A 21,237-nucleotide genomic window follows, 5' to 3' on the forward strand; every position below is an offset into this window, starting at 1 on the left:
GATCCCATGGCCCTGCTCGAGTGCGAGACCCTTCGCAAGAGCTTCTTCGGCGTCGAGGTGCTGCACGGCGTCTCGTTCTCGCTGGACCGCGGCCGGGTGCTGGGGCTGGTGGGGGAGAACGGCTCCGGCAAATCGACCACCATGAACATCCTGGGCGGCGTGCTGAAGCGCGACGGCGGGCGCATCCGGGTGGACGGCGCCGACTACGAGCCGCGCGGCCCCCGGGACGCGCTGGCCTGCGGCATCTCCTTCATCCACCAGGAACTGAACCTGTTCGAGAACCTGTCGATCGAGGAGAACCTTTTCATCTCGGGCTTTCCCCGGATCGGCCGGGCCATCCCCTTCATCAGCCGGGGCCGGATGCGCCGCCGGGCGCGCGAGCTGCTGGAGCAGGTGGACATCCGCCACCCGCCCGGCACGCCGGTGGGCGCCCTGAGCCAGGGCGAGCGGCAGCTGGTCGAGATCGCCAAGGCGCTGAGCGTCGATGCCAAGGTGATCATCTTCGACGAGCCGACCACCTCCCTGACCCGGCGGGAGGCCGACCGGCTGTTCGGCATCATCGAGCGGCTGCGCGGCCGCGGCATCGCGATGATCTATATCAGCCACGTGCTGTCCGACGTGACGCGGATCTGCGACGACATCACGGTGCTGCGCGACGGCGCCGTGGTCGGCGGCGGGCCGGCGTCGGGGATGCCGACCGAGCGGATGATCGCCCTGATGGTCGGGCGGACGCTGGACCAGCTCTTCCCCGAGCGGACCGGCCGGCCGACCGACCGGCCGGTGCTGGAGGTGCGGGGCGTCACCCAGCCGGGCGTCGTCCACGGGATCGACCTGACGCTGCACGCGGGAGAGGTGCTGGGCATCGCCGGCCTGATGGGGGCCGGGCGCAGCGAGCTGGCCCGCATCCTGTTCGGCCTGGACGGCTTCAAGTCCGGGACCATCGCGGTGGACGGCGCCGTGATCGGGGAGCCCAGCCCCGGCGCCTGCATGGAGCGCGGCATGGCCTTCCTGACGGAGGACCGGCGCGGCGAGGGCCTGATGATGCACGCCACCATCGCCGACAACATCGCGCTGCCCTCGCTGGAGGACTATGTGTCGCCGTGGACGCGGTTCATCGACCGGACCCGGCTGGGCGACGAGGTCGGGCGGATCGGCCAGAAGGTCCGGATGCGCGCCGCCGACCCCATGGGGACGCTGGTTCGCCACCTGAGCGGCGGCAATCAGCAGAAGGTGGTGCTGGCGAAGTGGCTGCTGCGGACCCCCCGGGTCTTCATCCTGGACGAGCCGACCCGCGGGATCGACGTGGGCGCCAAGTTCGAGATCTACAAGATCATCGACACGCTGGTGGCCGAGGGCGCCGGGGTGCTGATGATCTCCTCCGAGATGGAGGAGCTGATGGGGATGTGCGACCGCATCCTGGTGATGAACCACGGCGAGATCCAGGCGGAGTTCCGGCGCGGCGGTTTCGACGGCGGGCGCATCCTGGAGGCGGCGATGAGGCGGCGCGGCCCGGCGGAGCCGGTGGGGCTGGAGGGGGCGGCGTGATGGACGCGACGAGACTTCGGCTGGCCCTGCTGCGCAACGCGCCGGTCGGCTTGTTCCTGGTGGTGCTGGCGGTGTTCGGCAGCCTGTCCGACCGGTTCCTGGACGTGCAGAACTTCACCAACATCCTGATCCAGTCCTCCCACATCGCGATCCTGGGCATCGGCATGACCTTCGTGCTGCTGACCGCCGGCATCGACCTGTCGGTGGGCGCCGTCATGTACCTGTCGGTGGCGCTGCTGGGGATCTACATGGCGGAGCTGCCGGTGGTGCTGGCGGTGCCGGCCATGATGGCGGTGGGCGTCCTGTTCGGGCTGGTCAACGCCTTCTTCGTGGTGCGGCTGCGGGTGGCGGCCTTCATCGTGACGCTGGCGACGCTGTTCATCGGGCGCGGGCTGGCGCTGTGGGTGACCGAGACCCGCATGGTGTTCTACCAGAACCACATCCTGTCGCTGGCCCAGGCGGAATGGCTGGGCGTGCCCTGGGCGATCTGGGTCTTCGCGATCGTCTTCGCGACGGCCTGGGCGGTGCTGAATCACACCCCGTTCGGCCGGCAGGTCCACGCGGTGGGCGAGAACCCGGAGGCCGCCGCCAAGGCCGGGATCAACGTGCCGCTGGTGCTGACCGCCGTCTACGCGGTGTCGGGCGCCTGCGCCGGCATCGCCGGCTTCGTGTCGATCACCCAGGTGGGCGCCGCCGCGTCCTCCTTCGCGGTGGAGAAGGAGTTCGCCGCCGTCGCCGCCGCGGTGCTGGGCGGCGTCAGCCTGTTCGGCGGGCGCGGCGGCGTGGCCGGGACCGTGTTCGGCGCGGTGCTGATCCAGACCGTGCAGAACGGCTTGGTGATCGTCAACGCCGACCCCTACATCTACCCGCTGGTCACCAGCTCCATCATCTTCCTGGCGGTCTTCGTGGACAGCCAGCGCTCCCGCATCCTGCACCGGCTGGGCCGGCGCAGGATCCGCATCGAGGAGAGACCCGTATGACTTCCCCGGCTTCTTCGGCCCCGGCTTCTTCGATCTATGCGCCGCGCCCCGGCAAGCTGCGCGGCACCCTGGTCGGCTGCGGCTTCTTCGCCGAGAACCACCTGAACGCCTGGTCCCTGATGCGGGACACCCCGCTGGAGGGAGTCGAGCTGGTCGCGGTCTGCGACAAGGACGTGGGCAAGGCGGAGGCCGCCGCCCGGCGCTTCGGCGTGCCGAACGTCTATGCCGACGCCGAGGCGATGCTGGCGGAGCAGAAGCCCGACTTCGTGGACATCGCGACCACCCTGCCCTCCCACCGGGCGCTGGTGGAGCTGGCGGCCCGGCACGGCGTGCCCGCGATCTGCCAGAAGCCCTTCGCCGCCAGCCTGGAGGACGCGGAGGCCATGGTGCGGGCCTGCGCCGAGGCCGGCGTGCAGCTGATGGTCCACGAGAATTTCCGCTGGCAGCACCCGCTGCTGGCGGTGAAGCAGGCGCTGGACGAGGGCTGGGCGGGCCGGCCGTTCTTCGGCCGGGTCCAGTTCCGCCACGGCTTCGACATCATCGCCAACCAGCCCTACCTGGCGGAGGACGAGCGCTACATCATCATGGACGTGGGGCTTCACCTGCTGGACGTGGCCCGCTTCCTGTTCGGCGAGGCCGGGCGGCTCTATTGCCGGACGGCGCGGATCGACCCGCGCGTGCGGGGGGAGGACACCGCGACCATGCTGGTGGATTTCCACGCCGGCGTGACGGGGGTGGTGGACCTGTCCACCGCGACCCGGACCGAGCCGGAGCCCTTCCCCGAATGCCTGGTGCGGATCGAGGGGACCGACGGCACGATCGAGCTGGAGCAGGGCTATCGGCTGGTGCTGAGCCGGCCGGGCCACCGGGAGGTGCGGCCGGTCGATGCGGAGCTTCTGCCCTGGGCCGCCCGGCCGTGGCACGTGGTGCAGGACAGCGTGCTGGCGATCCAGCGCCACTGGGTCGATTGCCTGCGCGAAGGCCGCGAGCCGGACACCTCGGGGGCGGACAACCTGCGCACCCTGGAGCTGACCTTCGGGGCCTACCGGTCGGCGGAGACCGGCGAGGCGGTGGCGTTCGGCTGACACCCCCTCCCCTGTGGGAGAATGTCAGCGGATGTCATGATTCCCGGATCAAGCCCGCGACTGCCCGGCACGATGACTGGTTGAGTCGTTGGAGAAATTTAGGTCGGGTAGAGCGAAGCGGAACCCGACGGCAACGCGCCGGCTTTTGTCGGGTGCCGCTTCGCTCTACCCGGCTTACAGGGCTGACACCCCCTCTCCCGTGGAAGAATGTCAGCCGATGTCATCATTGCCGGCGCGGTCGTGATGACGTGGGCGCTGGAAAGGCCGCAAAGGTCATCTTCGGTCACTACGGCGGGGCCGGATCGGGGCCGGTGCCTCTGTCGGGTGTCATCATGGAGCCGGCCGGAACAGCGGAGGCCCGGCGAGGCCGAAGGGATCACGGATGGACACGGATGAAAAAGGATGGGCACGGATCACGGCGAGTCGCTGCTTCAGCGATCAGGTGCCGGGTCACTATGACCGCCTGGAACCGGCCTGAAAGTCACTGGAAGTCACTATCCAGGCCTTGAGGCGGGCGGGCGGTCCGTCCAAGGCATACGCCCGCATTCTTCAGGTTGTATTGACTCCTATTCCGTTCTCGCTTTCGGCAAAATATCCCGATAATCAACTCGGGAGTGATCCGATGCGCCTGAAGCTTGTCGCCGTACTGTCCGCCCTCGCCCTCCTTCTGCCGTCGATCGCTTTCGCCCATTCCGGCGGGCTGGACCGCAAGGGCTGTCACCATGACCGGAAGAATGGCGGATATCACTGCCATTGACGCCCTGGGGTCATCGCGGGTCATCACGGGTCATCATGATGGCCGCCGGAGGCGGGGTGGTTGGGATCTATTCTCATGTCAAAGATCCGGCAAGGGCCGCGCCCTGCCCTTCGCCTTAAGGCTATCGGATCGTAGCACAAGCGGATCAAGGACATCAATCCTACCGATGTGCAGTGCGCCGCTGTTGTGGGAAACAGGGATCGCATTGACTGGTGAAGGTTTGCGCTGCCGGGAGTTCAAGATCCTTCATCAGATCAGTCGGTTTCATCAGCCGTTGAAAATGCCGGATTCAGTGAAATCCCTCCAGGCATCTCCAAGTCCTGGGTTCTCATCGAATGCTGAAACGAACATAGGCGTGAAGAGCTCTTCAAGCGGGAAAGATCGTTCGGGAATGCCGCACTCGGCCCTGGTGCCCAAAGACGGCAAGCTCGACGGAACGGGATCGGTTATCCTGTGGGACCTTCCGAGAATACAACCGGTACTCCGCTGTTCCGCTTGGCTGCGTAATGAAGCGTGATCAGCGGCGGAATGCCGCGTCGAGCCAACGCCTTCCTGGTTACCGATGAATGCGCAACAGGGTGGCGGAGAACGCAACTCATGCTAATCCTTTATCGGAGTGCTGCCTATCGGAAGGTCAAATGGCATGGCGTCGTTCTCTCAAACAGGCATGGCTTCACCCTGGGAATGGGCTCGTTGGCCGATGAACACTTGTCTGGAAAACCCAACCAAGATGGGTTATTGTTGACGGTAACGGTCCATAGGGCGTTTGGGTTTCGCTTCGTGATGTTCAGCAACGATCATTCTCCAGCCCATGTCCATGTCGTCGGTCATGGAGGCGAGGCGAAGATCACTTTGGCGGAGCCATTCCGCGCGAAGGTCGATTGGTCCACAGGGATCAGCCAAGCCGATCTCCGTCGGATCATGGCAGAGGTAGAGCGTAAGCGGCCACTCTTGATCGAGGCATGGGAGACGAGATGTGATGGATGATCTTTCCCTCCAGATCGCGGATGCGGAACGCCGCGGCACCGAACTGCTGATGACTGAACCGCGGGCCAAATCCGCGCGCTTCGACGTCTCCACCGGACGGATCATCGTGGATCTTGTCAATGGGTGCAGTTTCGCCTTTCCACCGGAACTGGCCCAAGGGCTTCAGGACGCCACCGCCGAACAGTTGGCCGAAGTGGAGGTGCTGGGACGAGGCATCGGATTACATTGGGAGAGCCTTGATGCCGATCTCAGCGTCCCCGGCCTGCTGGCGGGGTTGTTCGGCACCAAGGCCTTCATGGACAAGCAACGCGCCGCACGTGCCGGGGCGGCGACTTCACCGGCCAAAGCTGTAGCAGCGCGGCTGAATGGCCGGAAGGGTGGCCGTCCTCCGAAGGTGACTATGTAGAGGATGGGTATCAGGCTGCTTTTCCCAGGCAAGCGCGGTCAATCAGAGAGCACCTTTGTCAGTGCTTTTGGAGGTGCTGTCTTCTGTATCGTATTAAGGAAGAGGACGGACACATGGCACATCGAGTCCTGGCAGAGATGACCGCCAGCGTTTCGGAATTGAAGAAGAATCCGCTGGGCACGGTAGCAGCCGGTGAAGACTTTCCGGTTGCGATCCTGAGTCGCAATAAGCCGGCTTTCTACTGCATTCCGGCCAAAGCCTTCGAAGCGATGATGGAGAGGCTGGAGGTCAGTAAAAAGCTGAGAACAGACGAATAACATCATTATTTTTTTACATTTTAAGAAACTTTGCTATTAAATTTATTATAGGATTATTATACTATAGTTTTCCCACTCAAGCATCATAGAAAGCGGTTACGCTGGAGGGACTTAAAATGGTTGAAGAAATGTCTAGTGTACATCGGGTTCACCCGCCGAGCTACGAAACCCTACTTGATGAACTCCTCGCTGCCTTAGGGTTTCCCGATGAGCGTCGGCCTCTGCTCATCGCTATAGATGGCCGAGATGGCGCAGGAAAATCCTCATTAGCCTCTTGGCTATCATGGCAATTAAACATGCCGTCTGTAAATCTTGATTTGTTCTTAACTGGGAAAGGATTGCATTGGCGCATCGAAGACCTCGCTCGCCTTTTGGAGACCCGATGCGCCACAAAACCGTTGATCGTTGAAGGCATATTTGTACTTGAGATTCTGTCAGAACTCGATCGCACACCCGATTTTACTGTGTTTGTAGACAATCAGAAAAATATTTCAGATAATAGTTTGATGGCAGACATCCGAGATTACTGGAGGCGGTATAATCTGCCAGAGAGTGCGACATATAAACTTATCTGGGCCGAACCTGATTGTGATACCATAGAAACCGCTAAGATGAAGATGAACGCGCGCATTGGAGCTCGTATTTCCGGAGCGAGATCGTGAACCTTAATTTGTATGTTTGTGTTGAAATAACAAAAAATGCCGCACCTTTCTTGAGCTAATTTTACAATTGCCATCGTTTAGATTTGATACTCCGAAAATTGCTTCAAAGGATCAACGAACAAATGGTGCGGTTCGGAATCTTGACGTCACGGTACTTTGCCATAACGTCTGAATGCTACACAATACTCGCCGAGCCAACAAAAAAAGAAAACTCATTACTCAAGAGAACACCTGCCCTGAGGCAATTATGCTAATGGAAGACTGGTATAGTACCCCATTAACTGCCGAACTCATAGACCTTGATGATCATATTACTGATAATTCTATCAAAATTATTGTGTTCTGCGCCATGTGCTTGGAGAGCGCCATTAAACTTCATAACCTCATACTTTCGAGAAAGGCACACATGCTTCATGTTTCTACGCACCTTCTCCAGCACACAAAGAACAACTACCATTATCAGTTTTTTTTGTGATACTCAATTTCTCACCAAGAGATTGCTTATCGGGCCAGTTCTCAATGTTAGCTGGCAAATTAAGCCAGGAAGATGCCAACAAAACTCGCGCATTAGTAAGGTATTCAACACTGTAATCTGATTTTATCAATATGATACCCTTATCGAAAGCAACTTCATGGTTTAGACATAAACAAATACCGTTATTTATTTCATCACTTCCACCTTCTGCAACTGGCAATATATGAGAAGCTCTAAGTAAATTTACCTCTTGCAAACCACACAAGGCACATTCACTATTGTATGCTTCAAGAATTTTCTTTCGAAATGATTTTTGCTTTCTTACCGGAGCCTTGGTAATAGATCTTTTCCATTCACGACCATTCGGGTAAGGACTTCTTGAATTTACGACTGAAATATCCTCAAATTCCGTGTTGCCATCTTCTAAAAAAACAACGCCTGGAAGCATTTCATATCGCTCCCTGCTAATGTCAACACACTGAGAACCTACCTCGCTATCTTTTATAATTATCCTTAACTCATCTTTTATTGTATGAATGAATCTATGAATTATAAATTTGTAATCGTCTGGGATAGATTCAATGATTTTTGTGTCTATGAATCTATTTCTTTTCTCCCTTATGGCTGCGTTATTTACTTCTTTGAGAATAGCTTTGGTGACATATTTATGAGTATACACGTTCGCCCTCACAACTTTACGTACTGCTATTCATCTTTGGTAGTTCTTTGCTCAATGAACCAACATAAAGGTCGAGTCAAATCAAGCATACTCTTCGGGATGCACCTCAATGTGATGTTTTGCCGCGGAACATTCGAAACAGATCAATCACTGATCAAAACCCGTTCGACAATTCGGAAGTACCATGGCATTACCATCATGTTACCATGTCGTCTTCGGGACCAAAGGCGATGCTTCAACATAACAGTGTAATCAGATTTCCCTGCGAAAGGGATGGATCAAGGGTATCTCACTGACCTAACCAACAGGGTTTTCTGATAGCGGCCAAGGAGGCATACGCCGCCCCTCCCCCGCCTTGACATTCCGGGGTAACCCCTTCAGAGTCCCCACACCTCCGCACCCGCAGGGCGGCCGAGCGGGAGGCGCCAACCTCCCGGCCCGGCCTAACCATCGATAGTCCGGCTTAAGGAACAGTATCAATGGCTAAGGCAACCAATAGCACACCGCCCGGTGCGTTTTCGCGCCGTTTTTTGGTGACCGTCGCCGCGGGGGCTTCGGCCTTCGCGGCGGCGGGTGGACCGTATCGCGCCGCGGGGTTCCGCGGCGCCACGGTCGGGGCGTCTCTGCCCACCCCCGTCCCGTCCTGAGATCCCGTTCCGGCTCCAAGCCAAGCTTGCCGGCCCGGTCCCGGCGGCGCCCCGCCTGAGCGGCGGCCCGCTTCCCGGCTCTGCCCTCCCCCTGGGGTGAACCGCGTCCGTTCCGGGCGATCGCCGGCCCGTGCGCGCCCGACCCCTCGTCGTGTCGCTCCCTCGGAGACGCGGACCCATGACCATGCCCGATCAACACCCGTTCGACCATCTCCCGCACCTGTCCGATCACCCGCCGCCCGACTCGCCGGTCCACCGCGGCCGGTACCGGCTGATGCTTCCCAACGGCGAGGAATCGCCGGCCGAAGTCGCCCGCCATCTCCGCGAGCTGGTCGCCTTCCTGTCCATCCCGTTCGAGGGCGACGAGCGACCCAGGATCGAGGGGAACAAGTTGCAGGGGTTTCATATCCTGCTCTGCACGATCCAGGGCTGCCTCGCCGACCTGGAAGGGCAGATCCGGGACCTGATCGCGGCCAACGCCGCCGAATACGCGCGCGGCCGGGCCGATGGACTGCGCGAGGGCCGGGGCGGCGCCTTGGCCGGCGGCGGGCCGGCGTGAGCGGGGGCTTGGCCGTGCGCACGCTCGGCAAGCTGCTGGTCATCTGGGGCGTGCTGCTGCCGCTGATCACCCTGCCCTCCACGGCGGCCGGACTGTACGGCATCATCCCGCTGCTGAAGATTTCGCTGTGGCACATGGATGCGCGGATCGGGCCGGTGACGGTCGCCTATGAGACCATCGTCGTCGGGGCGCTGATCCTGGTCGGCGTCGGGCTGTCGTTCTGCGTTCTGCCCCGGCGGGAGCGCAGTCGGACGCGGCGCCGCGGACCTAATGAAGTTGGATAAAATGCAGTAAAACGGTATCCGGGTAGGAAAAATATGCCGCGTATCTTGTCCTTCAGGGAATGATTTGCCCACAGATGCCTGTCGATCCGCGCGGAATGACGGGGTTCCACTTGTTTTTGGTTCGAACACTACTTGGCATATGACTTGCATCAATCCGCATCATGGAACCGGATGCGCTGGATTGGTCGGTATGCTGTCTCTGAATACAAACGCCACGGTGACTCTTCTTCTGAACAACCGCAGCCGGCTCGACGCGGATTCCAAGGCCAGCCAGAAGGCGATCGCGACCGGCCTGGGCGTTACCGACGTCTATGACGACGGGGCGACCAAGGCGGTCGCGATGCGCATCCAATCCCAGATCGGCGCCACCGCCGCCGTGTCGGAGCGGCTTTCCATGGCGCAGGGCCTCGTCACCGTCGCCCGCGTGGCGAGCGAACGGCTGCTGGACCAGATGGGGCACCTGAAGGAGGTGATTCTCAAGGCGGCCGACACGGCGACCAGCGAGACCGAGCGGGCGAGCTATGACCAGGAATACCGGCAGATCCTGGGCGACGCGAAGGCGATCCTGGCCGATGCGTCCTACAGGGACGTGAACATCCTGATCGACCTGACGCTCGACAACGGGACGTCGATCCCGTTCAACACGACGCCGGGGGTCGTCAATTCGCAGGACGTGATCGTCTCGACCGACGGCGACACCACCCGGATACAGGCGTTCCGGCTGGACATGAACTGGAGCAGGCTGAACCAGGAGGGCATCGGGTCGCCGGAAGCGGCGCAACAGGCCCTGGGCGTCTGGGAGGAGCAGTGGACGGTGTTCGCATCGGCCGCGAACAAGCTGGGGGCCACCCAGAAATCGCTGGAGAACCGGCAGGCCTCCCTGATGAACCAGTCCAACGCCCATGCCGCCGGCCTGGGGGCGATGGTGGATGCCGACCTGGCGAAGGAGAGCGCGCGGCAGCAGGCCACCGACCTGAAGATCCAGCTGTCCAACCAGGCGCTGTCGATCGCGAATCAGGCTCCCCAGATCCTGCTCCGCCTGTTCCAGTGACAAGGGCCTTGCGGTGTTCCTGCATACTGGTATGATGAGTATATAAGAAAGCACGAACACGGACCTGGGGAGGTCGGACGCCTCATGGCAATGCCAGCGCAACGCATCACCGCGACATATCGGATAGAGACGGCCTACCCGCTCGAAGAGGCGGTCGAGACCATGGCGGGGGAGCAGTCCACCGGCACCTTCGTTCGGCTTCCGGGCGAGACCGACGAAATGCGGGAGCTGTACGGCGCCCATGTGGAGCGGCTGACCGAACTGGAGACGGTCGCGGCGCCGTCGCTTCCGGGGGCGGGCGTTCCCAAGGGGCTTGAGGGCAAGCCGGTCTGGCGGCGGGCGGAGGTGGTGCTGTCCTGGTCGCCGGACAATTTCGGCGTCTCGCTGCCCAACCTGGTCGCGACGGTGGCGGGCAACCTGTTCGAGCTGCGGCCCTTCAGCGGGCTGCGGCTGCTCGACATCGGGCTGCCGGAGGCGTTCGCGGAGAAGTATCCGGGGCCGAGGTTCGGGGTGGCGGGGACCCGGCGGCTGGCCGGGGTGGAGCGGCGCCCGCTGATCGGGACGATCGTCAAGCCGAGCGTCGGCATGGGGCCGGAGGCGACGGCCGACCTGGTCCGCGTGCTGTGCGACGCCGGGATCGACTTCATCAAGGACGACGAGCTCCAGGCCGACGGGCCGCACTGCCCGTTCGAGGCGCGGGCGCGCGCGGTGATGCGGGTGATCGACGCCTGCGCGGAGCGGACCGGCCGGAAGGTGATGTTCGCCTTCAACATCACCGGCGACCTGGACGAGATGCGGCGGCGGCACGACCTGGTGATGAATCTCGGCGGCACCTGCGTGATGGCGAGCCTCAATTCGGTCGGGGTGGTCGGCATGGTGGAGCTGGGACGGTTCAGCCAGCTTCCGATCCACGCCCACCGCAACGGCTGGGGCTACCTGTCGCGGGCGCCGGAGCTGGGCTGGTCCTATGTCGCCTGGCAGAAGATCTGGCGGCTGGCCGGCGCCGACCACATGCATGTGAACGGGCTCCAGAACAAGTTCTGCGAACCCGACGAGAGCGTGATCGCCTCGGCCCGGGCGTGCCTGACGCCGATGTTCGAGGGCAAGCCCTGCACGGTGATGCCGGTGTTCTCGTCCGGGCAGTCGGCCAGACAGGCGGCGGGGACCTATGCGGCGCTGGGGTCGGCCGACCTGATCTTCGCGGCGGGCGGCGGCATCATGGGGCATCCGAACGGGCCGGCGGCCGGCGTCGGCGCCCTGCGCGACGCCTGGGAAGCGGCGCTGGCGGCCCCGGCGTCATGAGCGGTTCCGACCGGAGGCTGCATGGCATGGCGGCACGATGGTCGCTCGTGGCGAGAATGTAATGGTTACGGATAGATACACTCCCTTTTCGTCATGGCCGGAGTTGATCCGGCCATCTTCTCCCAGGTCTCACCGGGGCTCCGTGGCCGGAGATGCCCGGATCAAGTCCGGGCATGACGAAAAATGAAGATGAAGTCGCTCGGAGAGCCCCTTTTGGTTGATCAGAAATCATTGTGCCGGTCAGCCGTGGACGTGATCCGGATATCTCCCGGCACGGCGACGTCGATGACGCCCGCAGGAGATGACCGGATCAAGTCCGGTCATGACGGTGAAAATGGGCGAGTTCTGCCGGGAAAGCCTCTGCCGGTTGACGGGGCAACAACCTTGCCGGATCGCCGGCGTTCCGCCCGGGGCCTGCCCGAGGGGCTGCTGCTGAGTTTCTACGGCGACGACTATACCGGGTCGTCGGCGGTGATGGAGGTGATGAGCTTCGCCGGGCTGCCGACGGTGCTGTTCCTGGGCGTGCCGACGCCGGAGCGGCTGGCGCGGTTCGAGGGGTACCGGGGGATCGGCTTCGCCGGGGTGGCGCGGTCGCAGGGCTTGGACTGGATGGACCGGCACCTGCCGGCGGTGTTCCGGACGCTGGCCGGGCTCGGGGCGCCGGTGGCGCATTACAAGGTGTGCTCGACCTTCGATTCCGCGCCGCATGTCGGCTCGATCGGGCGCGCGGCGGAGCTGGCGGTGCCGCTGCTGGGAGGCAAGTGGCACCCGCTGGTGGTCGGAGCGCCGGAGATCGCGCGGTACCAGGCGTTCGGCAACCTGTTCGCGGCGGGGGCGGACGGCGGGCGCTACCGGCTCGACCGGCATCCCGGCATGGCGCGGCACCCGGTGACGCCGATGGACGAGGCGGACGTGCGGGTCCATCTGGGCCGGCAGACGAGCCTGCCGGTCGGGCTGGTGGACTGCGTTTCCATGAAGCGGGGCGAGGCCGACGCCGCCCTGGAGAGGGAGATCGCGCGGGGAGCCGCGATCGTGGCGCTGGACGTGATCGACGCCGAGACCCTGGCGGAGGCCGGGCGGCTGGTCTGGGAGCACGGCGGGGAACGGGTTTTCGCGATCGGCTCCCAGGGGCTGGAATACGCGCTGGTGGCGTGGTGGCGGAAGGCCGGGCTGATCCCGGAAGCGGGCGAGGTTTCGTTGGCGCGGGCCGGGGCGGCGGAGCGGATCGCCTGCGTCTCCGGTTCCTGCTCGGCGGTGACGGCGGGGCAGATCGCGGCGGCGCTGGAGGCCGGGTTCGAGGGCATACGGGTCGATGCGGCGCTGGCGGTGGACGGCGCCGCGTGGGAGCGCGAACTGGGCCGGGCGGCGGAGGCGGCGCTGGCGGCGCTGGGCGCCGGGCGGGATCCGCTGGTGTTCTCGGCGCTGGGGCCGGACGACCCGGCCGTCGCTTCGATGCGGATGGCGGTGGAGGCCAGCGGTGTTCCCATGGAAGCCGTGAACGACAGGATCGGCGCGGGGCTGGGGCGGCTGCTGGACCGGGTGGTCCGGACGGCCGGGCTGAAGCGCGGGGTGATCGCCGGGGGCGATACCTCCGGCCATGCGGCCATGACGCTGGGGGTCTATGCGCTGACGGCGCTGGCCCCGGTGGCGCCGGGGGCTCCGCTGTGCCGCGCCCATTCCGACGACCCGGCCCATGCCGGGCTGGAGATCGCCCTGAAGGGCGGGCAGATGGGCAAGCCGGACTATTTCCGGGCCGCGAAGCGCGGTTCGGCCCAGGGATAAGGACGATGGGACAAAGGCGATGGGAGGGAGTGAAGGCATGACGAAGATCGCGCTGCTGGGGGCCGGGGGCAAGATGGGGGTCCGGCTGGCCACGAACCTGCACGGTTCGGAGTTCCAGGTGGACCATGTGGAGATTTCCGACGAGGGGCGGCAGCGGCTGAAGGACGCGATTGGCGCCGCCTGCGTGGACCAGGACCGGGCGCTGGCGGAAGCCGACGTGGTGCTGATGGCGGTGCCCGACCGGCTGATCGGCAAGATCGCCCACGGCTTCATCTCGAAGGTGAAGCCGGGGACCGCGATCATCATGCTGGACGCGGCGGCTCCCCATGCCGGCGAGCTGCCGGTGCGGGAGGACGTGACCTATTTCGTGACGCATCCGTGCCACCCGCCGATCTTCAACGACGAGGTCGAGCCGGCGGCGAAGAACGACTTCTTCGGCGGCATCGCGGCCAAGCAGCACATCGTCTGCGCCCTGATGCAGGGGCCGGAGGAGCATTACGCCCTGTGCGAGCGGATCGCCCGGGTGATCTACAAGCCGGTGATGCGGTCGCACCGGGTCACGGTGGAACAGCTGGCGATCTTGGAGCCCGCCCTGTCCGAGACGGTCGGCGCCACCCTGTCGCTCGCCATGCGCGACGCGGTAGACGAGGCGGAGCGCCGGGGCGTCCCGCGCGAGGCCGCGGTGGACTTCATGCTGGGCCACCTGAACATCGAGCTGGCGATCGCCTTCGGCGTGTTCCCGCAGGGGCGTTTCTCCGACGGGGCGCTGCACGCGATCGAGCAGGCCAAGCCGGTGATCTTCAAGGAGGGCTGGCTGGACCGGGTGTTCGACCGGGACGCGGTGCTGCGGTCGGTCCGGGACATCTGCAAGTAAAACCAACAAGAACGCGATAAAGGGAGGAACGGGATCATGAAAGGCGCGATATCGATGCTCTCCGGCCTGGCGCTGCTGGCGGCGCTGGGCGGCCAGGCCCTGGCGGCCGACTACGTCATCAAGGCGGGGCACGGCACGCAGACCACCCATCCGACGCACCTGGCGCTGGTCAAGTTCGCCGAGCTGGCGGACCGGAAGACCGGCGGGGCGGTCAAGGTGGAGATCTACCCGGACCGCCAGCTCGGCGAGGAGCGGGAGATGGTCGAGGGGCTTCAGCTCGGCTCGGTCGACATGGCGGTGGTCTCCACCGGGCCGCTGCTGGCCTTCGTGCCGCAGATCGGCGTGATCGACCTGCCCTTCGTCTTCAAGGATTCGGCGCACGCCTACAAGGTGCTGGACGGCGAGGTCGGCCAGTCCCTGCTGAAGAAGATGGAGGCCAAGGGCATCGTCGGGCTCGCCTGGTGGGAGAACGGCTGGCGCCACCTGACCACCAAGAAGCCGGTCGCCCAGCCCGCCGACATGAAGGGCATGAAGCTGCGCACCATGCAGAACCCGGTGCATATCGCGGCCTTCAAGGAGATCGGCGCGTCGCCCATCCCGATGGCCTGGGGAGAGGTCTTCACCAGCCTGGGCCAGGGCGTGATCGACGCCCAGGAGAACCCGATCACGATCATCTATTCCAACTCGCTGTGGGAGGTTCAGAAATACGTGACCCTGACCGGCCACGTGTACGGGCCGCACGCCGTCATGGTCAGCGAGGCCAAGTGGAGCACCCTGCCCGACGACGTCCAGGCCATGCTGCGCGAGGCGGTGACCGAGGCGACCGCGTACCAGCGCGAGCAGTCCCACCGGCTGGAGGCCGAGCAGCTGGTCAAGCTGCGGGAGAAGGGCATGGTGATCGAGACGGTGGACACGGCGCCGTTCCGCACCGCCACGGCCGGGATCGCCGAGAGCTCGAAGAACATCGATCCCGCGATGCTGGCGGCGATCCGCTCGGCCGGGGAGTGACCGGCTTTCCGGTGCCGTGAAGGAAGGGGGGCGCGGATGCTCGTCATGAAGCTGTGGTACGGGATCGAGCAGGCGGTGAAGGCCCTGCTGATCGGGCTGGTCACCGTGATGGTCGCGACCAGCCTGGCCCAGGTGTTCTGGCGCTATGTCTTCAACGACCCGCTGACCTGGTCGGAGGAGCTGGCCCGCTACCTGTTCGTCTGGATCGCGTACCTGTCGGCCTGGCTGACCTGGCGGCACCGCGCCCACATCGCGCTGGACGCCGTCACCTACCTGCGCTCGCCGGTGCTGGAGCGGTGGTCGGCCCGGCTGGTGGAGGTGCTGGTGCTGGGCTTCTGCGCCTATACCTTCTACGCCAATTTCCGGCTGCTGGGGCTGACGGTGGACCAGCCGTCGGCCGTGCTGGAGATCCCGATGGTGTGGGTCTACTCCGCCTACAACGTCATGACCTTCATGATCTGCGGCGACATCCTGGTGAACTGGCTGATGGGCGCCCTGGCCGTCCGGTCCGGCCGCGTCCAGGCCCTGAGCCGGCCGGCCTGAGGAGGCCCTGAGGAGGTATTGCATCCATGGCGACCATCCTGCTGGTCAGCTTCTTCGTGCTGCTGCTGGCCAATGTGCCGGTCTCGTTCAGCCTCGCCATCGCGTCCACCGCGGCGATCCTGTTCGGCGGGATGCCGCCGGGCGTGATCGTTCAGAAGATGACGGCGGCGATAGACAGCTTCGTGCTGCTGGCGGTGCCGTTCTTCCTGCTGTCGGGCCACCTGATGGCGCGCAGCGGCATCGCCCGCGACATCGTCGAGTTCGCGGACTCCGTCGTGGGATGGCTGCGCGGCGGGCTGGCCCAGGCCAACATCGCCGCCGGAACGCTGATGGGCGGCATGACAGGGTCGGCGGTGGCGGAAGCCGCCTCGACCGGCGGCGCGCTGATCCCGCCGATGCTGGACCGGGGCTACGACCGGCCCTTCACCGCGGCGGTGACGGCCAGCGCCTCCACCCTGTCGGTGGTGATCCCGCCGTCGATCCCCATGATCATCTTCGGCGTGGTGACCGGCGTGTCGGTGTCGGACCTGTTCATCGGCGGGATCGTGCCGGGAATCCTGATGGCGCTGGCCCTGATGGTGACGTCGTGGGTGCTGGCGGTCCGGCGCGGCTACCAGAAGGGGCCGGTGCCGTCGCTGGGCAGCATCGCGAAGGCGACGCGGGCGAGCGTGTGGGGGTTGCTGATGCCGCTGGTGATCATCGGCAGCATCCGCTACGGCATCGCGACGCCGACCGAGGCCTCGGTGGTGGCGGTGATCTACGGCCTCGTCGTGGGCATGCTGGTGTACCGCACGATCGGGGTCAGGGACCTGCCGAAGATCGTGCTGGAGTCGATGGTGACGACCGGCATGGTGATGCTGATGATCGCCACCGCCTCGCTCTACGGCCTGATCGTGACGCGGGAGCAATTGCCGCAGGCGGCGGCCCAGCTGATCCTGGGGCTGACGACCGATCCCTACTTGGTGCTGATCCTGTTCCTGGCGGTCTATCTGCTGGCCGGCATGCTGCTGGACCTGGGCGCCAACATCATCATCCTGGTGCCGGTGCTGTGGCCGGTGACCCAGAAGCTGGGGATCGACCCGGTCCAGTTCGGCATCGTGACGGTGATCGGCCTGGCGATCGGGCTGGTGACCCCGCCGGTGGGCGCGAGCCTGTTCGTCACCTGTGGCATCGCGAAGGCCAACCTGATCGAGGGCAGCCGGGCGGCCGCACCCTTCATCCTGGCGCTGATCGCGGTGGTGGTGCTGATCATCTTCGTGCCGGGGATCGCGACCTGGCTGCCCTACAGCGCGAAGGGCTGAGGGGGTTTTTCGGGTTCTGCCACAGATGGACGCAGATGGGCTCGGATGGGTTGATTATCCGGACCCATCTGTGGCCATCGCCGTCATCTGTGGCCCTGCCTCCCCGCTCCGCCGGCCGGCGCGTCCCAGGCGGCGAGCTACCCGCGGTGGACGGCGGCACCAACGCGTGACGGCGACGCGTCAGGAAAACATCATGGAACATACCGCGGAAGGGACGGTCGGCCGGCTGTCGGGCGACATGTTCGGCCTGCTGGTCCCGGTCCGGGGCGACGCCGACGAGGCGGCGGCGGCCCTGGCCGCGATCAACGACGGCTTCGAGGTCGCCCTGGAACTGGGCGGCTCCCTCCTGATGGCGAAGGTCTCGGGAGGCTACACGGTCGCCGGACGGGAGGACGCCGACGTTCCCCGGCTGATGCGCCACGCCGGCATGGCGCTGAAGCGCGCCAAGAAGGCCGGGCGGGTCCTGGATCCGACCCGACGCCCTCATTTCCGCGGCGGAGGATGCCGGCCAGATCGTGCCGCTGGGCGAATGGGTGCTGCGCCAGGCCTGCCTGCGGCAGGTGGCGTGGCGCGCCGAGGGGCGGGCCCGGCTGCGCATGGCGGTGAACGTGTCGGTGCGCCAGAGCCGCGACGGCGACTTCACCGCGGTCGCCGAGCGGGTGCTGCGCGAGAGCGGCGCCGCCGCGCCCGACATCGAGCTGGAGATCACCGAGAGCCACGCGATGGAGGACGCCCGGGTGCTCCACACCGCCGAGGCCCTGCGCGGCATGGACCGCAGGCCGGACAGCCGGTCGATCGCGTCCATGATCGTCAAGATGGGCCACGAGTTGGGGCTGGACGTGCTGGCCGAGGGGGTCGCGGACCGGTCGGAGGAAGCGGCGCTGCGCGAGCTGGGCTGCGACGAGGTGCAGGGTTTCCTCTACGCCAAGTCCCTGCCCGCCGCGGAGCTGGAATCCTGGCTGGAGAACCGGCCGGGGCCGTGACGGGGCGGCGATCAGGCGGTGAAGGTCTCCACCGCGGCGCCGGCGGCGAAGGCCAGGGCCGCCGCGGCCATGCCGATCGCCAGGGTCTCCAGCCCGGACCGCCACCACGCCGTCAGCGACCACAGGCTCTTGACCGACCCGATGGCGAAAAAGACGGCGGCGGTCGAGCCGGTGGCCAGCGCGACCGGCACCGGCAGGCCGAAGACGAAAGGCAGCAGCGGGATCAACCCGCAGATCAGGAAGGCCAGGAAGGTGCTGGCCGCCGCCTTGACCGGCGAGCGCAGGGTCGCGGGCAACCCGTATTCCTCCGCCAGCATGGTATCGACCCAGCGGCCGCGGTCGGAGGTGATGACCTGGACCGCGGTCTCCAGGCCGCGGCCCTGGAAGCCCTTGGCCCGGAAAATCTCCCTGATCTCTTCCAGCTCGCCTTCCGGGGCCAGGTCGATGTGCCGCTCCTCCACCGCGCGGAGCCGGTCCTTGTCGTCCCGCTCCGTCTTGGTGCCGCTGTAGTTGCTGGCGGCCATGGAGAAGCCGTCCGCCAGCAGGTTCGCGGCACCAAGGATCAGGACGGTCCGGGCCGACAGGCCGGCGCCGACCACGCCCGCCACCACGGCGAAGGTCGTCACGGCTCCGTCGATGCCGCCATAGACCCAGTCGCGCAGATAATTCTGCTCGGGGCGGACGGACAGGCGCCGCCGGATCGCCTCGGGGTCGTGGTCGTGCTCCATCGGATCCTGTTCCTCGCATTTTCGGTGGCCCCGGGTTTTCCCGGCTCCGGTTACCGGAAGTCATGCATCGAATCGGGCAGCATGCGCCTTGATGAAGATCACGGCGAATCAGCGATTCATACCCACAAGGAATAATCCGTAAGGCGCGGAACGGAATCTCTTTACCGGCAGGTGGATTGTCTGATTTATTTGGGCTTCAAAGCAAGAATACTGCCTTCCAGACCGGAAGATGCGGATGAAACGTTACTTGTGCCCGGTCCTGTGCGCCGGGCTGCTGAGCTTGGCGAGCAGCGGGGGATCTGCGCAGACGGGCGACGGCGCGGGCCTGTTCGCCGGATGGCAGAAGGAGGACAAGGCGCTGGCCCTCAACCTGGGCATCGGCGCCGCGGTCCTCGGGTGGGGCTTCGCCAACTGGGACTACGGCACCGGCGGCCCGCGGTTCCAGGACGAGGGCTGGTTCGGCCGGGAAACCGACGAGGGCGGGGCCGACAAGCTGGGCCATCTCTACACGACCTATCTGTTCACCCACCTGTTCGCCGGCCAGTACGAGCGCTGGGACTTCGAAAAAGACGAGGCGATCCGGTGGGGCACCCTGTCCGGCCTGGGGGTGAGCACCCTGATCGAGGTGGGGGACGCCTTCAGCGACCGCTACGGGTTCTCCTACCAGGACATGGTGTTCAACACGCTGGGGGCGGCCGCGGGCTATCTGCTCTGGTCCTATCCGGAACTGTCGCGGAAGATCGACCTGCGGGTGGAGTACAACCCGTTCCTGGACGGCGACTACCAATTCGACGTGACCACGGACTACGACCGCCTGGGCTACGTGATGGCGATCAAGGCCGACGGGTTCGACTTCATCGAGAACGAGTACCTTAAATACCTGGAACTGCATGTCGGGTTCCGGGCCCGGAACTACGACGACTACAGCGACCGGCCCGACATCGACCTGCGCAAGCAGTTCGCCTATGTCGGCATCGGCCTGAACCTGTCGAAGCTGCTGGAGCCCCACCTGGACGTCCCGGTCTTCAACTATCTCCAGGTGCCCTACACCTATGTTCCCGCGACCGTCCGGGTTTCCGGTCCGCCCTGAAGCGGGGCGGTCCGGTCGAGGACCAGGGTGAAGCGGGTGCCCCGGCCGGGCTCGCTGTCCACGGCGATCCGGCCGCCCAGCACGCGGGTGACCAGGGCATAGGTGATGTGCAGGCCGAGGCCGCTGCCGCCGAAGCCCAGCCGGGTGGTGAAGAAGGGGTCGAAGATCCGCGGCAGGTCGGCGGCCGGGATGCCGCGCCCGTCGTCGATGACCTCCAGTTCCTGGGTGCCCTGGGCGGCGCTGGTGACGGCCCGGCTGATCTCCGACGTGGCGGCGTTCTGTTCCTCGACCGCCGCGGCGATCACCGAGCTGATGCGGGAGACGTTGTCGACGATGTTGGCGACCTCCGTGATGTCGGCGGCGGTGCCGTCGGTCGAGGCCTGGATCGCCCCGATATGCTGGGTCATGTCGACGGTGGCGCGGGCGGTCTGGGCCGCGAGTTGCTTGACTTCGTTGGCGACCACGACGAAGCCCTTGCCGGCCTCTCCGGCGCGCCGCCGCCTCGATCGTGGCGTTCAGCGCCAGAAGGTTGGTCTGGGCCGCGATGGAGTTGATCAGGCTGACCACGTCGCCGATCCTGCCGGCGGCGCCCACCAGGTTCCTGACCTTCTCCACCGCCTCCTGGGCGCGCCGCGAGGCTTCCATCGAGACGGTGTGCGAGTTCAGCGAGCGGGCGGCGATCTCCCGGATCGAGGCGGCGAGCTGTTCCACCGCCGCGGCGACGGTCTGGACGTTGGCGCTGACCCGGTCGGCCGCGACCGACGCGGCTCCCGACATGTGGCTGTTGCTGTCGGCGGTCCCGTGGACCACCGTCGCCGAGGAGGCCATGGCGGACGAGGTGGTCTCCAGCAGGGACAGATCGCGTTGTCGCGGAAGGTGACGACGGCGGAAGCCATCCGCCCGATCTCGTCGCGCCGGTGGGTCGCGGGGATCGGCGCGTGGACGTCGCCGCCGGCCAGGGCGGTCATGATCTCGATCGGGCGGGTGATCCGGCGCAGGATCAGGGTCAGGGCCAGCAGCAGGCAGACCAGCGCGATCGCGCCGACCAGGACGATGCGCCGGGTCGTCTCCTCGATCTTGGCGTAGACTCCCTTCAGGCTCACCGCCAGTTCAAGGGTGCCGACGGGCTTGCTCTTGCCGCCGGCGCCGTAGACCACGGGGCCCGCTCCACGATCAGGTCGGCGGTCGCCGC

The 21,237-nt window shown here is 65.1% G+C and carries 23 protein-coding genes and 3 pseudogenes; 21 read left to right on the forward strand and 5 right to left on the reverse strand.

Annotated elements, in window-relative coordinates:
* Positions 1–6 precede the first annotated feature (6 nt).
* The 8 genes from JL101_RS21390 (at position 7) to JL101_RS21425 (ending at position 6,739) form a co-directional block, all read left to right on the forward strand.
* A complete protein-coding gene (locus tag JL101_RS21390) occupies positions 7–1,545 on the forward strand; it encodes a sugar ABC transporter ATP-binding protein (protein ID WP_203096437.1) in 1,539 nt (512 codons plus the stop codon).
* Positions 1,545–2,525 (forward strand): ABC transporter permease, encoded by a 981-nt coding sequence (locus JL101_RS21395; protein WP_203096436.1) that lies wholly within the window; start codon positions 1,545–1,547, stop codon positions 2,523–2,525. Before JL101_RS21390 ends, JL101_RS21395 begins: the two co-directional genes overlap by 1 nt.
* Positions 2,522–3,610 carry a Gfo/Idh/MocA family protein gene (locus JL101_RS21400; RefSeq protein ID WP_203096435.1) on the forward strand — a complete coding sequence of 363 codons (1,089 nt, stop codon included), beginning with the start codon at positions 2,522–2,524 and terminating at the stop codon, positions 3,608–3,610. The genes JL101_RS21395 and JL101_RS21400 overlap by 4 nt, the downstream gene beginning before the upstream one ends.
* 622 nt (positions 3,611–4,232) lie before the next feature.
* Positions 4,233–4,367: a YHYH domain-containing protein gene (locus JL101_RS21405; protein WP_211111106.1), complete on the forward strand. Its 135-nt coding sequence runs from the start codon at positions 4,233–4,235 to the stop codon at positions 4,365–4,367.
* Positions 4,368–4,964: 597 nt separating this feature from the next.
* Complete coding sequence (locus JL101_RS21410) at positions 4,965–5,354, forward strand: DUF4160 domain-containing protein (RefSeq protein ID WP_203096434.1); 390 nt, start codon at positions 4,965–4,967, stop codon at positions 5,352–5,354.
* Positions 5,347–5,760 (forward strand): DUF2442 domain-containing protein, encoded by a 414-nt coding sequence (locus tag JL101_RS21415; RefSeq protein ID WP_203096433.1) that lies wholly within the window; start codon positions 5,347–5,349, stop codon positions 5,758–5,760. The genes JL101_RS21410 and JL101_RS21415 overlap by 8 nt, the downstream gene beginning before the upstream one ends.
* 113 nt (positions 5,761–5,873) lie before the next feature.
* Complete coding sequence (locus tag JL101_RS21420; protein ID WP_203096432.1) at positions 5,874–6,077, forward strand: type II toxin-antitoxin system Phd/YefM family antitoxin; 204 nt, start codon at positions 5,874–5,876, stop codon at positions 6,075–6,077.
* A gap of 116 nt (positions 6,078–6,193) precedes the next feature.
* Complete coding sequence (locus tag JL101_RS21425; protein ID WP_203096431.1) at positions 6,194–6,739, forward strand: type I pantothenate kinase; 546 nt, start codon at positions 6,194–6,196, stop codon at positions 6,737–6,739.
* Positions 6,740–7,158: 419 nt separating this feature from the next.
* On the opposite strand, the gene JL101_RS21430 is transcribed toward JL101_RS21425, so the two are convergent.
* Complete coding sequence (locus JL101_RS21430) at positions 7,159–7,893, reverse strand: HNH endonuclease (RefSeq protein WP_203096430.1); 735 nt, start codon at positions 7,891–7,893, stop codon at positions 7,159–7,161.
* 825 nt (positions 7,894–8,718) lie between these two features.
* Here JL101_RS21430 and JL101_RS21435 point away from each other — a divergent pair.
* The 11 genes and pseudogenes from JL101_RS21435 to JL101_RS21480 form a co-directional block, all read left to right on the forward strand.
* Positions 8,719–9,099: a hypothetical protein gene (locus JL101_RS21435; RefSeq protein ID WP_203096429.1), complete on the forward strand. Its 381-nt coding sequence runs from the start codon at positions 8,719–8,721 to the stop codon at positions 9,097–9,099.
* Complete coding sequence (locus JL101_RS21440) at positions 9,096–9,383, forward strand: hypothetical protein (RefSeq protein ID WP_203096428.1); 288 nt, start codon at positions 9,096–9,098, stop codon at positions 9,381–9,383. The genes JL101_RS21435 and JL101_RS21440 overlap by 4 nt, the downstream gene beginning before the upstream one ends.
* Positions 9,384–9,600: 217 nt before the next feature.
* Positions 9,601–10,434: a flagellin gene (locus JL101_RS21445; protein WP_203096427.1), complete on the forward strand. Its 834-nt coding sequence runs from the start codon at positions 9,601–9,603 to the stop codon at positions 10,432–10,434.
* 84 nt (positions 10,435–10,518) lie between these two features.
* Positions 10,519–11,736 carry a ribulose-bisphosphate carboxylase large subunit family protein gene (locus tag JL101_RS21450; protein ID WP_228435048.1) on the forward strand — a complete coding sequence of 406 codons (1,218 nt, stop codon included), beginning with the start codon at positions 10,519–10,521 and terminating at the stop codon, positions 11,734–11,736.
* Between the two features lie 384 nt (positions 11,737–12,120).
* Complete coding sequence (locus JL101_RS21455; RefSeq protein ID WP_228435050.1) at positions 12,121–13,518, forward strand: four-carbon acid sugar kinase family protein; 1,398 nt, start codon at positions 12,121–12,123, stop codon at positions 13,516–13,518.
* A gap of 37 nt (positions 13,519–13,555) precedes the next feature.
* Positions 13,556–14,392 (forward strand): phosphogluconate dehydrogenase C-terminal domain-containing protein, encoded by an 837-nt coding sequence (locus tag JL101_RS21460; RefSeq protein ID WP_203096425.1) that lies wholly within the window; start codon positions 13,556–13,558, stop codon positions 14,390–14,392.
* Between the two features lie 36 nt (positions 14,393–14,428).
* Positions 14,429–15,400, forward strand: coding sequence for a TRAP transporter substrate-binding protein (locus JL101_RS21465; protein ID WP_203096424.1), 972 nt, complete (start codon positions 14,429–14,431; stop codon positions 15,398–15,400).
* A gap of 36 nt (positions 15,401–15,436) precedes the next feature.
* A complete protein-coding gene (locus JL101_RS21470) occupies positions 15,437–15,943 on the forward strand; it encodes a TRAP transporter small permease (protein WP_203096423.1) in 507 nt (168 codons plus the stop codon).
* A 26-nt stretch (positions 15,944–15,969) separates the two neighbouring features.
* Positions 15,970–17,244, forward strand: coding sequence for a TRAP transporter large permease (locus JL101_RS21475; protein WP_203096422.1), 1,275 nt, complete (start codon positions 15,970–15,972; stop codon positions 17,242–17,244).
* 238 nt (positions 17,245–17,482) lie between these two features.
* A pseudogene (locus JL101_RS36920) lies at positions 17,483–17,644 on the forward strand (hypothetical protein); the annotation flags it as partial.
* A 64-nt stretch (positions 17,645–17,708) separates the two neighbouring features.
* A pseudogene (locus JL101_RS21480) lies at positions 17,709–18,227 on the forward strand (EAL domain-containing protein); the annotation flags it as partial.
* A gap of 11 nt (positions 18,228–18,238) precedes the next feature.
* Here the strand turns inward: JL101_RS21480 and JL101_RS21485 are convergent.
* The gene (locus tag JL101_RS21485; RefSeq protein WP_203096421.1) at positions 18,239–18,955 is read right to left on the reverse strand and encodes a VIT1/CCC1 transporter family protein; all 717 of its coding nucleotides are present in this window, start codon (positions 18,953–18,955) and stop codon (positions 18,239–18,241) included.
* 235 nt (positions 18,956–19,190) lie between these two features.
* Between JL101_RS21485 and JL101_RS21490 the strand changes: the two genes are divergently transcribed.
* Complete coding sequence (locus tag JL101_RS21490; protein ID WP_203096420.1) at positions 19,191–20,045, forward strand: DUF2279 domain-containing protein; 855 nt, start codon at positions 19,191–19,193, stop codon at positions 20,043–20,045.
* Here the strand turns inward: JL101_RS21490 and JL101_RS21495 are convergent.
* The 3 genes and pseudogenes from JL101_RS21495 to JL101_RS36930 all read right to left on the reverse strand — a co-directional run bounded on the left by JL101_RS21495 (position 20,006) and on the right by JL101_RS36930 (position 21,013).
* On the reverse strand, positions 20,006–20,350 hold the full coding sequence (locus JL101_RS21495; protein WP_407697440.1) for an ATP-binding protein: 345 nt from the start codon (positions 20,348–20,350) through the stop codon (positions 20,006–20,008). The two genes, JL101_RS21490 and JL101_RS21495, sit on opposite strands and share 40 nt — an antisense overlap.
* Positions 20,324–20,822: pseudogene (locus JL101_RS36925) on the reverse strand (methyl-accepting chemotaxis protein); the annotation flags it as partial. The pseudogene JL101_RS36925 and the gene JL101_RS21495, both read right to left, overlap by 27 nt.
* Positions 20,708–21,013 (reverse strand): HAMP domain-containing protein, encoded by a 306-nt coding sequence (locus JL101_RS36930; protein WP_407697441.1) that lies wholly within the window; start codon positions 21,011–21,013, stop codon positions 20,708–20,710. The pseudogene JL101_RS36925 and the gene JL101_RS36930, both read right to left, overlap by 115 nt.
* Here JL101_RS36930 and JL101_RS21505 point away from each other — a divergent pair.
* Positions 20,910–21,131 (forward strand): hypothetical protein, encoded by a 222-nt coding sequence (locus JL101_RS21505; RefSeq protein WP_203096633.1) that lies wholly within the window; start codon positions 20,910–20,912, stop codon positions 21,129–21,131. The genes JL101_RS36930 and JL101_RS21505 overlap by 104 nt on opposite strands.
* Positions 21,132–21,237 lie beyond the last annotated feature (106 nt).

Source organism: Skermanella rosea (assembly GCF_016806835.2).
Lineage (GTDB): Bacteria > Pseudomonadota > Alphaproteobacteria > Azospirillales > Azospirillaceae > Skermanella > Skermanella rosea.